Origin of the sequence: Micromonospora sp. DT46, assembly GCF_049841735.1 — a bacterium.
In the GTDB taxonomy this organism is placed as follows: Bacteria; Actinomycetota; Actinomycetes; order Mycobacteriales; family Micromonosporaceae; genus Micromonospora; species Micromonospora reichwaldensis.
Genome location: NZ_JBNCKW010000005.1, coordinates 555,058 through 568,949, shown reverse-complemented (window position 1 = coordinate 568,949; position 13,892 = coordinate 555,058). Strand labels below are relative to the sequence as shown.

Genomic DNA, 13,892 nt, shown 5'->3' with positions numbered 1-13,892 from the left:
CCCCGCACGGTAGTGGCTTTTCAGGCGGCGTCGTCCACGACGCCTTCCTGGCGGCGGATCATCTGCCATGCGGCGCTGCGGGCGCTGCGGTTTAGCGAGCTGCGGAAGTTCTGCTGCGGGTCGAAGTACTTGCGGCCCAGGTCGGCGGTGGTGTCGAAGTGGTCCATCATCTTGTCCTCGAAGACCGGGTCGAAGACGTGGCCGAAGTTCTCCTCGTCGTTGGCGACGGCGGCCAGCCGCACCTTCGGGTCGGCGAGCGCCTCGTGGAAGGGCTTGATGACGTCCTGCTCGGTGAACTCCGTGCCGTACTTCGCGTTGAACCGGTCGATGAGTTCCGACAGCAGCGACTTCTCCGACTCCTTCGCGCCGCCGGATCCGTCGCCGAAGCCCTTCATGTCGGCCGGCCCCTCCGGTACGAGGCTGACGTCGTGCTCGCCGGTCTTCTCGACCCGCAGGTGGCTGAGGTCGACCTCGCCGAGGTCCACGCCGCCGTCGTCGCGGCGGGGCAGCCGGTTGAGCAGGTGCCGCCCGTAGAGGTAGAGGCGTTCCAGCTCCGCGTCGGCGTAGGGGACGATCCCGGAGAGGAAGCTGTATTTGCGCGCGTAGTCGTTCAGGTCGGCGCGGAAGGTCTCGGCCGTGGCCTGGTCTTCCTCGTCGTCGCTGTCGAGCAGTTCGGTGAAGCGGGCGACCGCCGGGTCGAGGTGCCGGTACAGCTCGGCGTGCAGCTTCTCCCACTTCGCCGTGTTGCCGGCGGCCTGCTCGTCGGCGGCCAGCCAGGCCGCCGCGAAGGCGAGCATCTCGTCGTCGACGAGGAGCGCCGCGGACATCACCCTGCTTTGCGCGGTGTAGAGCAGGTTGGGGTCCGAGGGCAGGGTGGCGGCTTCCTCGAAGTACGGGCGGAAGGCTTCCTTGATGTCCTCCGCGTCGTTGACGAAGTCCAGCACCGCCAGGTCGGACTGGCTCTTGCGCTCGTGGGTGCGGTTGAGCCGGGACAGGGTCTGTACGGCGGCGATGCCGGTCAGCGTCTTGTTGACGTACATCGTGGTGAGCAGTGGCTGGTCGAAGCCGGTCTGGTACTTCTCCGCGACCACCAGGACCCGGTATTCGCGCTGCCCGGCGCCGCAGGCCTGGGCGGCCTTGTCATCGGCCCGGGTGTACGCGAACGCCTTTTCGAGCGCGCTTTCGGCCAGCCCGCCGTTCTCCTTCGCCTCGGTGAGCTCCTCCCCGTCGTATTTCAGAGTGCCGGAGAACGCGACCAGGACGCCCGGGTCGGGGTAGCGGAGGTCGCCGAGGTACTTCCTGATCGAGCGGGCCATCTGCACGGCCTGTTGCCTGCCTGCGGTGACCACCATCGCCTTCGCCCGTCCGCCGAGCCTGCCGGCGGTGTGCGTGCGGAAGTGCTCGACGATGACCTGCGCGTGCTGGGCGACGGTCGAGTCGTGGGTGAGCGCGAACCGGGCCAGCAGCGGGTTTGCCTTGGCCCGGTCGACCTTCCGCTCGTCGGGGTTGCCGTTGACGAGCTTCCAGTAGGTGTCGTAGGTGACGTAGTTGCGCAGCGGGTCGAGGATGAACTTCTCTTCGATGGCCTGCCGCATCGAGTACGTGTGGAACGGGTGGAATTTTCCGTCCTCGCCCAGCGTGCCGAAGTCGAGGAGGGTCTTGTGCTTCGGCGTGGCGGTGAACGCGAAGTAGGAGAGGTTGGCGGCCCGGTGCCGCCTGCGCGCCTTGGCCTTCAGCTTGGCCTCGGTGCCGGCCGGCGCGGGAACACTGGTTGCTCCCGGGTCGTCGGAGTCGGCGTCGAGGCCCAGGTCACGCAGCACTTCCCGGACGGAGCCGGCCGCTTCGCCGGACTGGGAGGAGTGCGCCTCGTCGATGACGATCGCGAAGCGCCGGCCCTGGATTTCGGTGGGGTTGCGCTTGAGGTAGTCCACCAGGGCCGGGAAGGTGTGCAGCGTGACGGTGACGATCTTGCCCGTCTCGCGGGAGAGCGCCCTGGCGAGCTGCTCGGATTTCGAGCCCTGCCTCTCGTCGATGTTCACCACCAGGCCGGCGGTCTGCTCGAAGCTGCCGACCGTCGCGCGCAGTTGGGCGTCGAGGTTCCGCCGGTCGGTGATGATGACGACCTTGTCGAAGACGGGGGAGCCGGGCGTGAGGCCGGCGGCGACCGCGCCGGGGTCCAGTTCGGCCACGTCACGGTGGGCGTGCAGGGACGACAGGCGGTGGCTGAGCCAGGCGATGGTGTTCGACTTGCCCGAGCCCGCCGAGGCCATGATCAGGTAGTTGTGGCCGGCACCGTGCCGCGCCGCGTGCGCCGCCAGCTTCCGCACCGCGTGCCACTGGTGGTAGCGCGGGAAGATCAGAGACTTTCGGGTACGCCCGTCGGTGCCCTTCTCCCGGTGCAGGTGCACGAAGCGTTCCAGCAGGTCGAGCCAGTTGTCCCGCTGCCAGATCTGCTCCCACAGGTAGGAGGTGGCGTACTTCCCGTGCTCCGTGGCGGGCGGGTTGCCCCTGCCGCCGGGCCGACCCGGCCCCGCCGAGCCGGTGTCGAAGGGCAGGAACCGGGTCGGCTTGCCGCGCAGCTGGGTGGTGACGAAGACCCGGTCGGGGGCGACGGCGAAGTTGGCGAGCACCCGCCGCGAGAAGATCAGCTCGGTCGGGTCCCGGTCGGTGCGGTACTGCTCCTTGGCGTGTTCGACGCCGGAGCCGGTGAGCGGGTTCTTCAGCTCCGCGGTGGCCACCGGGATGCCGTTGAGGAACAGCGCGAGGTCCAGCCGGTTGCCCCGGTCGGCCTGCTTGGTCGCGTACGCCAGCTCCCGCACGACGGTGAGCCGGTTGCGCCGGTAGTCGGCGAGGATCGCGTCGGACTCGACAAAGGACGGCTTGAAGTACGCGACCCGGAGCCGTACGCCGTGGTCCTTGACGCCCTTGCGGAGCACGTCGAGCAGCCCGTCGGTGGCGATGGCCTGGTCCAGGCGCTTGACGAATCCGCGTTGCGCGGCCGCCTGGTCGTCGCCGTAGAAGGCGATCAGTTCCTTCCACTCGGCGGCCTGGGTGGCGCCGATAAAAGTGAAGAGCTGGGCGGTGTCGAGGCCGAGATCGGGGCGGTAGTCGGCGTTGTCGCCGCGTTCCCAGCCGTTGGCGAGGAGCGCGGCGACGATCGCGTCCCCGAAGGCGGACTCGTGATGGATGGGGCTCATGCGTCCTCGTCAAGGTCGCCGAGGTCGTCGTCGTTCCGGGTGTCCAGTGCCAGCCTCGACAGGGACTTCCCCTCCGCGTTGCACCATCGGGCAGTTCCCTGGGCAGCGACGGGCGCCTTGCTCCACTCCGCCAACCGCCACATCTTCTGCACCAGCCCGGATGGGGAGTAGCGCTTCCCGTCGGCGGCCCAAAGGAGCGGTCGCACCCGCTGGTTGACCCAGGTCGCGGCCCCCCGATTCGAGTCGGCCGCGAGCCAGGCGGCCAGTGCGTCCCGCTCGGGCTGCCCGATTGCCCGGAACGTCAGTGGCGTGCCCTCAGCAAGTCGGTTGGCATCGACCAGGGTGGGGACGGCATTGCGTCGGCGCTGTCTGGGGACGCTCCTCACCGGCCGGTATTCCTGCGGCAGGTCGGGAACCGAAGCGCCGCTCTGCAGATCTCTCAGCACCAGGCCGGCGAGGGTGCGACAGGGCTCGGGCTCGGCAAGCGTACTGGACACCAGCTGCTTCTTGAATTCGGCGTCGACGTGGTGAACGAGCCAGTCCGTGGCGCGCTCGACCACCCTCGGCACCTGAGCCAGGATCGCGTCCCAGTCGGTGTCGGGTTCGTCGATGCCGTCGAGGTCCAAGTGTTGGAAGGCGATGTGTGCGATCAGCCGATTTCCGCGCTCCACGATCGCCTCGGCTCGCGCCTGACGGTCCTTCGCGGTGCGGTGGAGCGTGGCGTCGACCTCCCGCAGGATGAGGACGCTACGCCAGATCTGGTAGGCGGAAGGTTGGTCCTGCACGTTGAACAACAGGTGGTAGGCGCCCTGGGAGCCTTCCTCCCACAGCCGATCCGCGCCGAGTTTGGCCCGGACGGCAAGATCAGAGTTCCGGTGCGCGCAGGCCAGCGCGATCGCTGCGACCTCCACCGAGCACCCGCTCTCCGCTGAGGGCTCCGGCTCCCCGCGCTTCACCGTATAGGTCTTTTGCAGCGAGAGAAGGAAGTCCTGTTTGATGCGCCTCTGCACGGGATCCAGAGCGACGAAGTCGCGCCGCTCCACCCGGTTCTGAGTGTTGGTGGCCGTGGTCACCGCGTCGGCGAAGCCCGGCGGGCAGTTCCTGAGCGAGATGACCCGGACGGTCACGTAGCCGTCAGCGACCGCCTCAGGGTCCTTGCGAAACGCCCGGTGGATCGCGTGGACGGTTTGCGCGCCGTTCACCACGCTGGCCCCTTCCAGCTTGAGGGTGACCGGCGACCGCCTTGCCCCACGCTGGAAGTAGTCGGGATCCACCGTGTCGCAGAGCACCGTGATTCCGTTGTTGAAGAACCAGAAGTTGTGCGGGTCGGCGGTCAGCGTGTCGGTCAGGCCCTGGTTGACCTGGGTAATGCCAAGCGGCTTCCGGATGTTGCGGTCAAAGAGGCGGTCCTCGTGAGTGTCGTACCACTCAGCGATGTCGGCGACCGAGACGATCCCCTGGAATGCCTCGTATGGCTCGGTAACCCTGATCCAGTCCTGCATCTTGGCAGTCAGCGGGATGGGCGGCTCCGCGAAGTCGTTGCGGACCACCTCCCAGATGTCGCGGGCCAGGTAGGTGCGCTGGTCGAGCATGTTGCCGAACTGGTTGAACTCCTCCTGCGCGTCGGAGAGCCGCTGCACGACGTCGGTCGCGAGTGGCTCGGTCCGCATCACGGTGGGTACCAGGGTGATTTTCGACCCCCGGTTGCTGAGCACGGCGGTTACCTGGTCCGCGAGGTTCTGAAACCGGACGTTGAAACGGTCGAACCTGCGCGCGTCAATACAACGAAGACCCTCAATGAACTTCAGTGCGTCGGCAACGGCGAACTTCCCCTTGCCGCTGTCACTCCACTTGGCCTGGACCAGCCAGAGGTGTGACGCGTTCTTGTCGATGGCCACTGCATCGACGCGCCCACTCCCGGGACATGCGCAAGCGCATCGGCAGCACGTCGCCGTTCGCCCGAGACAGCGAAGCCGCAGGCAAACAACCGAGTTGGGAGGCCGACAGCCGGAAGATTCCGTCGTCGGCCCCTCTCGCGGAACGACTCGGCATCCAGCCCGGCGACATGGTCATGCACACCAAGTACCGGTACCTCGCCGACGACACCCCAATCCAACTCGCTGACTCGTACGAGCCGTTGACCATCACGGGCGGCACCCCCGTTGAGTACCCCGAGCAAGGGCCGATTATCGGCGTGGTCGCCCGCATGGACTCCATCGGCGTGGCCATCGACCGCTTCGTCGAGGAGGTCATCACCCGACCGGCGATGCCCGACGAGGCCGAAGCCCTCGAACTCGACAGACGCGGCGGCATGTGGGTGATCTCTGTCGAGCGCACGTACTACGCCGGCCAAACCGCCGTCGAGACCGCCGACATCGTGTTCCCTGGCGGCAGGTACCGGCTCGTCTACGAGATGCCCATCGACCCGTGGACGCCATCCGGCGGGTAGGAATCCCTCGTTTCCGGACGGAGGGCTGGGCGGATTCAGTTCCTAAGCTTCGATGGGGCGCTCTCCTCGCAAATCCAAATGAATCCCCTTTCGCAACCCCGTCGCACGGCGAGAACGCGTAAATGCAGTCCCAGCAGCCGGCTCAGGCCTCGATTCCTCGTCCGCTGGCGGTGGAGATATCGATCTGGCCAGTGACAGCGGCAGTGATCAGTGCTTGGCGACGCTCGGTGAGTAGCGCAAGCTGTTGATCCAGTTCCCGTCTCAGGCGGGCGATGGCGTCGAGCCGGTTGCGGACACTTCGCACTAGTTCGCGTTGGCGTATGACACGCGGCAGCGGAATGGGGAAACTAAGGATCTTGCTGCTGTTCGTCGAGGCCAGGTTGGTTGTTCTTGAACCCGTGCTCTCGAAATAGCAGCGTCCGTGCATCGTCTGGGTCATGAGCGCCAGGTAGTCGCCATCGAGTCGGTCCAACTCAGGACGAAGTGCGAAGACATGATTCTGGTGCAGGCAGTTGGGCAGTTCGCCATTCCATACGGTGCCTCGGCCGAGCTTATCTAGATCTCCGCCCTCCGTCATCAGAACATCGCCAGTGCGCAGCGTGCACCGCTTCGCAGTCTCGCGCGGCACAGTCACTTCAGTGACGTTCGCAAGGTCCACGTAACCGGCTTGCACGTTCGCCACCCGTAGGTACGGACGAGTCACGGCGTCGCCGCTCACGTCGCGGTTGCCGTCTACGGTCAAACCATTCTGCAACCGACACACGTAACCGAGTCGCACCAGGGGGACGTCTTCGGGCATGTTGGGCAACCAAGGCCACGGCGACGTCCCCCTCCCTGCAGTGAGTACACCAGGTATCAGTGTCTCGGAAACTTCGGCATACGAGCGCTCTTCCAGGATGGCGCGCTGTCGCATCCGATCCGCCGCAAGTCTGTCAATGTGCGCGGTCTCGGCGTCGAGGAAGTCGGCAATGCGGTGTTGCTCCAGAGGTGGGGGAATTGGGAGCCGTATATCACGCGCCACATCGAGGTTGATCCGAGACCGTGTGGAGCCGCGTGTTAGTGCAATTACCTGATCGGTAACGAATGATGAGCTGAGTGCCCAGGCGGCGAACCGATGCGTTAGTCGCTTTTCGTCTAGCCGTGCGCGGAAGCAGTCAGCCTTAACTATCGCGGGGCCGATGTTGTCTGGGGCTATACAACCGCGCCCGACCGGATGGCGTTCGTCGCCGAGGCCGGCTATGAGCAAGTCGCCAGGAATTACTGTGTGACGCTGCAAGTGTGTGTAGTAGTCCAACGGGATGTAAGCGGCGTCGGTGTTGCGGAAGTAGGCGGACCCAATGTTCCCGAGTCTGACGACGCGTGCGCCCTCGTCAGAATAATGGCTACTTGTCAAGGAGCTGCCAAACGGGCCGTCGACGATCTCGTTGATGAAGCGCCGAAGTGGCACCTGGGGGTATGTTGTAGGCGCTGTTGCAGTCACTCGGTCACCTCGCCCAGCAGCGCCTGGATCTCGGCCTCCAGTGCCTTCAGTTCCGCGTCGATTTCCGCCAGCGGCCTCGGGGGCTTGTAGACGTAGAAGTGGCGGGTGAAGGGGATCTCGTACCCGATCTTGGTTTTCTCGTGGTCGATCCAGGCGTCCGGGACGTGGGGGAGCACCTCGCGGCGCAGGTACTCCTCGACGTCCTCGTGCAGCGGCACGTTCTCGTAGTCGCGCAGCTCCGTGTCCGGCTCCGTTTCGCCCTTGACGAGCTGCACCTCGCCCTCGGGGTCGCGTACCCCGATGATGTCCCGCATCGCCTTTTGGAACGGCGTGCCGGTGGGCCAGGGCACGCCGCCCTCGGCCATCGCCTTCCGCAGCGCGTCCCATGCGGCCCGCTTCGTCGTCCACACCTGCCCGATCAGCGGCTTCAGCGCGGTGGTCAGCGCCTCGACGTCCGGCACCTTCTGGATCGGCTTCGAGACGGCCAGCGCGGTCAGCGTCTCGTCGGTGACCTCGAAGCGGAGCTTCAACGGGCGTTCGACGGTGATCCGGCGGTAGCCGAAGTCCTCGTTCGCGAAGACCTTCACCTTGCCGTGCTGCGGGTGCTCGCCGTCCTGGGCGACGTCGAGTGCCTCCGCGTACAGGCGGGTGATGTCCTTGATCTGGTCGGGGGTGACGAACTTGCGCTTGTCGCCGAGCGACTTGCGCATCTTGGCGAACTGGTCGCGGGCGTCGAGCAGGACGACCTTGCCCCGGTGGCCCCTGGCCTTGCGGTTGGTGAGAATCCAGAAGTAGGTGGAGATGCCGGTGTTGTAGAAGAGCTGGTCGGGCAGGGCGACGATGCCTTCGAGCCAGTCGTTCTCCAGGATCCACTGCCGGATGCGCGACTCGCCGGACTCGGCCGCCCCGGTGAAGAGGGGGGAGCCGTTGAAGACGATGGCGATCCGGCTGCCGCCCTTGCCGTCGAGGGTGACCGGCTTCATCTTCGAGATCATGTGCTGGAGGAAGAGCAGCGAGCCGTCGTTGATCCGGGGCAGGCCGGCAGCGAACCGACCGCTCTCGCCGAGCGTCTCGTACTCGTTCTCGACCTCGTCCTTGACCTTCTTCCACTCCACGCCGAACGGCGGGTTGGCCAGCAGGTAGTCGAAGTGTTCGCCGCGGTGGCCGTCGTCGCTGAACGAGTTGCCGAACTTGATGTTGTCCGGGTCCTGATCCTTGATCATCATGTCGGACCGGCAGATCGCCCAGGACTCCGGATTCAGTTCCTGGCCGAAGACGGTGACGGTGGCGGACGGGTTGAGCCGGGTGATGTGCTCCTCGGCGGCCGACAGCATGCCGCCGGTGCCGCAGGCCGGGTCCATGACGGTGCGCGAGGTGCCCGGGATGCTGAGCGCGTCGTCGTCGGGGGCGACCAGCAGGTTCACCATCAGCTCGATGACCTCGCGCGGGGTGAAGTGCTCACCCGCGGTCTCGTTGGACTGCTCGGCGAAGCGCCGGATCAGCTCCTCGAAGACATACCCCATCTGGTGGTTCGTGACGTTCGGGACCGGCTTGCCGTCCTCGCCGAGAATCACCTTCCCGGTCTTCTTGTCGCGCTGGTGAGGATGCAGGTCGAGGTCCGCGAAACGGCCGACCACCTGGTAGAGCAGGTTCGCGCTGTCGAGCCGCCGGACCTGCTGGGCGAACTCGTAGCGCTCCATCACCTCCTGCGCGTTCTCGGAGAACGCGCCGATGTAGGCGAGCAGGTGCTTCGCCGTCTGGCCGGAGTCGTTGGCAATCGACTTCAGCGTGTAGCCGCTCACGTTGTAGAAGCGGTGCCCGGACGCGCGGCGCAGGAACCGGGAGACGTCCACGTCCTGGCCCCTGAAGCGGTCGTGTTCCGTCAGGACCTTGTCCCGGGTGAGGTCGAGGACGCACTCCAGCCGGCGCAGCACCGTGAACGGCAGGATCACCTTGCCGTAGTCGGACTGCTTGTAGTCGCCGCGCAGGAGGTCGGCGACCGACCAGGCGTGATTCGCCAGCTCGGTGTGCTTACTGCTGTTCAACGTGATCCTTCCGGTGGGAGCAGTGCACCGCCGGTGAGGCCGGCGGCCAGGGTGCGGGCGGTCTCGTCGGCGAGGCGGTTGGCGATGTCCGCCGCGACTCGGAGCGCGTGGAGCTGGCGGAACGCCTTGCCGTACCGCTGTTGTTCGTCGAGGGGGAGCAGGGGGATCCGCAGGCGTCTGGGGTCGACCCGGACCACGGTGGTGCCGGACGACGCGGCGCTGAGATTGTCCTCCGCGGCCAGGAACCCGGCCAGGAACCACGGGTCCAGGCGGGCCGGGTCGGGACGCAGGAGGTGGAGGTGCCGGCCGAGGAGGTGGCCGGCGTCGCGGGCGTCGGCGACGCGCGCGGTGCTCACGCCTTCGTGCAGCATCTCGGGGAGGATGACATCCCCCGCCTCGATGGTGACGTCCTCGTCCGAGCGTTCCTCCTCGCCGGCACCCGAGGCCGGGCGGCGGGACACCACGTCCCGCGCGGTGAGTGTCCGGGGCAGCTCGGAGTCCTGTAGGGCAGGGCTCGAACCGCGGATCGCCGCTGGCGCGCGGAGCAGCGTGAGGGCGGCACCCCGCAGCAGGTCGGCGACGGTGGCGGTCCGCCAGGATCGGGGATCGGCGCCGGCAGGAGGCCAGGTGTGACCGCCGCTGAGGGCCACCAGCCCGCTGGCCGCCAGCCGCAGCCGGCTCCTCAGCTCGTACGCCATCTCGGCGAGTTCGTCGGGCTTCGCCGCGACCGGGGCGGCACGTACGTGACGCGCCGGGCTCAGGTCCACCGCCTCGTCGAGCAGGTCGACGACCGGGACGGCCCGTGCCACGCCCGCAACGGGATCGTAGTTGTCGGGGTGTCGGTCGAATTCGTGCCAGGCGTCGAGCGCCGCGCTGCGGATCGCCGGCCAGTCCAACGTGGAGCGCCTGTCCGGCGTGTCGCGGGTGTCAGTGGTTCCGGTGCCGGCGCTGTCGACCATCAGGACCGTCGGCGGCAGGGTCGCCTGCGGGTGCGGCCGTTCGAGCAGCCACAACTGGAGGCCGATGTGCAGCGGCTGGGCCACCCCGACAGGCAGGGCGACGACGGCACGTAGCGCACCGCTGCGGACCATCTCGGCCCTGATCCGTCGCCCCGACGGCCGGAAGGCGGCTCCCGGCGGCATCAGCAGGACAGCACGGCCACCCGGGGTCAGGTGCGCGAGACAGTGTTGCAGCCATGCCAGTTCCGACTCGCCCTTCGGCGGCAGCCCGAACAGCCACCGAGGGTCGTACGCCAGGTCCTCGTGGCCCCACTCGCGGTGGCCGTAGGGCGGGGTGCAGAGCACCGCGTCGGCGGCCAACGTCGGGAACGCGTCGTCGCGCATGCTGTCACCGACCTGGACCTGTGCCTTCGTCCCGCCAGCCTGCACGGCGAGGCGGGCGGCAGCCTGCGCGGCGAACACCCCCACCGCGTCCTGGCCGTACAACTCGTGTGCCCCCCGCCCGGCGGCGGCCAGCAGCAGCCCACCCACCCCGCAGGCCGGGTCGAAGACCCGATCCGGGTACGGCTCACCCGGGCCGGCGAGAAGCTCCGCCATCAGATCGGCGACGGGCGGTGGCGTGCGATAGGCGCCCCCGGCCTTGCCGTCCCCGATGTCGCCCTCGGCCAATACCTCCAGCGTCTGCGCCGCGCCCACCTCGTTGACGCAACGCAGCACGGCACGAAGCACCTCGGCCGCGTCGGGCTGACCCGTGAGACTGCCGACGCCGGGGATGTCGACCGCGTACGACCGGCTTGTCTTCGCAGCCCATGCGGACAGTTGGTCATCGGGCAGCCCGACGGCTTTTTCCACCTCGCTGTCGGCTACGCGACTCGCCGCGACGACGAGCGGCAACAGTCTGCTTCGGTGGGCGAGGTCGGTTGCGCTGGTCCGTAGGGCCGTGCGCAGATCGTCGGTGGGGGAGCTGGCAGGCAGTTGCCCGCGCGCGGAAAGCCAGGCCCGGACGGCGTCCAGGTCGTACGCCGGGCTGGTCTCCGTCCCGCCCGACGGGGCGGGGAAGTCGGGATGACGCCGACGCCAGTTGCTCACGGTGGCGCGCGTGACCCCGGCCAGCCGGGAGATCTCGGCGGCGGTCACCTGGGTGGGCTGCGGCATGGGCGTCCTGTCAGTGGTCCTGCGTCTCGCCGTCACCCTACACGGGCCCGATCGCGCCTAGGCTGTTTGACGGCGCTTTCAGCGAAAAGTGTGCTAGGGTCGCTTTCATCAAGGCGCGGCCGGTCGTTCATCTCCCCCTGCCCGCGTTCGACCCCCCGGGCCTGCCACCCCCCTCCAGGAGGACCCTCCGTGTCCATCGCCGTGCAGAGTTCCTACACCGCCGCCAAGAGCCGAAACCAGAGCCGGGAGAGCTGGTCGGTCATCTTTCGGCACCCCAGCAGGATCGATGCGGGTACGGGTGAGCCCGGCCGCCGGGTTCGTCGGGCGCTCGGGACGGCCGATGACGCCGAGGCCGCCCGGATGGTCGAACAGCTCAACGAGATCCTGCGCACCCCGGACCTCTGGGAGCCGACCGCACGGGCGAGCGCCGAAGCGCGATTCGACGCCCGGATCGTGGAGATCTTCTACGAGGACGGGGAGGCTGTGCAGCTCGACTTCGCAGGCGTACGCGAAGAGCTTCTTCCGCTCCCCACCGCGGCGGACGGCTACGAGACCGTGATGATGCTCGGCACGACCGGGGCAGGCAAGACGACGGTGGTGCGGCAGCTCCTCGGCACCGATCCGGAGACCGAGCGTTTCCCGTCCACGTCGACGGCGAAGACGACCGTCGCCGATACGGAGCTGATCACCAGTACGGACGAGACATACCACGCCGCCGTGACGTTCACGCCTCGCGACGAAGTGATCGACTACCTGAGTGACAACGTGTCAGCCGCCGCGCTGGCCGCCTTCAACGGCAAGGGCGACGCCGAGGTCGTCCGGCAGCTTCTCGATCACGTCAACCAGCGGTTCCGTTTCAGCTACGTATTGGGCCGTGCCACCGCGCCGGCCGCCGACGACCTTGTGGACGATGACGTCGACGACGGCGAGGAGGTCGACCCGACCGAGTACGGCCAGGTCGACATCGAGTTCACCCAGCAGGTGATCCAGAAGGCGGTGCGCTCGGTCCGGGCGATCGTCGAGCGATATGCCAGCGACACCCGGGACGCGTTCGATCCCAGCGAGGAAGACGAACGGGCCGTCGCCGAATACATCGAGGAGAACCTCGACACCGCGTTGCGGCAGTCCGACGAGTTCCACGGCATCGTGGATTCCCTGATCGACGAGATCGAGAAGCGCTTCACCACGCTGGAAGTCGGTGACCTACGGCGGAACCGGCAGGACTGGCCGGTCAGCTGGTTCTGGAGCACCGACGACAGAACGGCGTTCATCAAGAACGTCACCAGATTCTCCAGCAACTACGCCCCGCTGTTCGGTCGCCTGCTCACGCCGCTCGTCAACGGCATCCGCGTCAGTGGCCCGTTCGTACCGCAGTGGGCCGCCCAGCCGGCCAAGCTCGTCCTGGTCGACGGCGAAGGTCTCGGCCACACCCCGAAGTCGGTTGCCACCCTCTCGACCAGGGTCGCCCTGCAGCTCGAGAAAGTCGACGCCGTGCTCCTGGTCGACAACGCGGCCCAGCCGATGCAGGCGGCCCCGGTGGCGGCGCTCAAGGGCATCGCCGTCTCGGGCAACGCGATGAAACTGCACTTCCTCTTCACTCACTTCGACCAGGTCAAGGGCGACAACCTGCCGACATTCTCCGCCCGGGAGGAGCACGTGCTCGCCTCCGTGGAGAACGTGCTCAAGGCGATCGGCGACGAACTCGGCCCGGCCGCCGAGCGCGTCCTGCGTCGCCGCCTCGACTGCGCACGGTTCTTCGTCGGCGGGATCCACGAGCCGCTCAACGCGAAGAAGAGAATGGGAGGACGGTCGATCGAGGAGCTCCAACGGCTGGTCGACGCCCTGGCCCACCCGGAGCAGGCTGTCGAAGCTGGCCCCAGCCGGCCGGTCTACGACCGGATGAATCTCTCCCTCGCGGTGACCGAAGCGGCAAAGAGCTTCCACCTGCGGTGGCGGGGACTGCTCGGGTTCGAGTTCAACCCGGACGCGCGGAAGGAGCACTGGACCCGCGTCAAGGCGTTGAGTCGCCGCCTGGCGGAAGGGTGGGTGGACGAATACGACAACCTCAAGCCGGTCGCTGATCTCCGCTATGCGCTGCAAGCGCAGGTATATCTCATGCTGCAGCAGCCGGTGCGCTGGGACGGGGGCCAGCCGAGCGACGACGAGAGGCAGACGATCATCGACGAGGTATCGAATGCCGTGACCGGGGAGCTGATCGATCTGGCCCGGCGCAGGCTCCAGCACGAAGTGCAGCGCAGCTGGCAGACGGCCTACAACCAGAGCGGCAAGGGATCCACGTTCGTCCGCGCCCGCATCATCGCCTCCGACATCTACGACAAGGGCGCCCCGGTGCCGACTGTCAGCGCATCGCCGGACCAGAACCGCTTCCTGAAGGATGTCGCGGAGATCGTTTCGGAGGCCACCGAGGAATTCGACATCGTGCTGGAGTGAGAGTCTGACCGTAGTGGGTTGTGCTTGCCGCACGTCGTCGAGACGAGCGGCGCGCACCCGTGCAGTCGTGCTCGTCGCCGTCGCGGCTCATCACCAGCACCACGGTCCCTCCGTGCGCGCTCGACCTGACGGCAGTTCTGCCGGGGTGCGGGTCGC

At 67.4% G+C, this 13,892-nt stretch carries 7 protein-coding genes; 2 read left to right on the top strand and 5 right to left on the bottom strand.

What is annotated here, in order from left to right:
- Positions 1-20: 20 nt before the first annotated feature.
- Both ACLQ20_RS16870 and ACLQ20_RS16865 read right to left on the bottom strand, forming a co-directional pair.
- On the bottom strand, positions 21-3,197 hold the full coding sequence (locus ACLQ20_RS16870) for a type I restriction endonuclease subunit R (protein ID WP_425856344.1): 3,177 nt from the start codon (positions 3,195-3,197) through the stop codon (positions 21-23).
- Complete coding sequence (locus ACLQ20_RS16865) at positions 3,194-5,095, bottom strand: AIPR family protein (protein ID WP_425856342.1); 1,902 nt, start codon at positions 5,093-5,095, stop codon at positions 3,194-3,196. The genes ACLQ20_RS16870 and ACLQ20_RS16865 overlap by 4 nt, the downstream gene beginning before the upstream one ends.
- Positions 5,096-5,121: 26 nt before the next feature.
- On the opposite strand from ACLQ20_RS16865, the gene ACLQ20_RS16860 reads away from it, so the two are divergent.
- The gene (locus tag ACLQ20_RS16860; RefSeq protein ID WP_425856340.1) at positions 5,122-5,646 is read left to right on the top strand and encodes a UTRA domain-containing protein; all 525 of its coding nucleotides are present in this window, start codon (positions 5,122-5,124) and stop codon (positions 5,644-5,646) included.
- 142 nt (positions 5,647-5,788) lie between these two features.
- On the opposite strand, the gene ACLQ20_RS16855 is transcribed toward ACLQ20_RS16860, so the two are convergent.
- From ACLQ20_RS16855 to ACLQ20_RS16845, 3 genes are read right to left on the bottom strand one after another with little or no spacing between them, the layout of a single operon-like run.
- A complete protein-coding gene (locus ACLQ20_RS16855) occupies positions 5,789-7,093 on the bottom strand; it encodes a restriction endonuclease subunit S (RefSeq protein WP_327029276.1) in 1,305 nt (434 codons plus the stop codon).
- Between the two features lie 29 nt (positions 7,094-7,122).
- On the bottom strand, positions 7,123-9,171 hold the full coding sequence (locus ACLQ20_RS16850; protein WP_425856338.1) for a type I restriction-modification system subunit M: 2,049 nt from the start codon (positions 9,169-9,171) through the stop codon (positions 7,123-7,125).
- Entirely contained in the window at positions 9,168-11,285 is a 2,118-nt protein-coding gene (locus ACLQ20_RS16845) for an N-6 DNA methylase (RefSeq protein WP_327029274.1), read from the bottom strand. The genes ACLQ20_RS16850 and ACLQ20_RS16845 overlap by 4 nt, the downstream gene beginning before the upstream one ends.
- Before the next feature lie 189 nt (positions 11,286-11,474).
- Between ACLQ20_RS16845 and ACLQ20_RS16840 the strand changes: the two genes are divergently transcribed.
- Positions 11,475-13,736 (top strand): hypothetical protein, encoded by a 2,262-nt coding sequence (locus ACLQ20_RS16840; RefSeq protein WP_327029273.1) that lies wholly within the window; start codon positions 11,475-11,477, stop codon positions 13,734-13,736.
- Positions 13,737-13,892 lie beyond the last annotated feature (156 nt).

Coding starts and splice junctions, on each gene's coding strand:
- ACLQ20_RS16860 (WP_425856340.1), top strand. CDS start 5,122: ATGCGCAAGCGCATCGGCAGCACGTCGCCGTTCGCCCGAGACAGCGAA.
- ACLQ20_RS16845 (WP_327029274.1), bottom strand. CDS start 11,285: ATGCCGCAGCCCACCCAGGTGACCGCCGCCGAGATCTCCCGGCTGGCC.
- ACLQ20_RS16870 (WP_425856344.1), bottom strand. CDS start 3,197: ATGAGCCCCATCCATCACGAGTCCGCCTTCGGGGACGCGATCGTCGCC.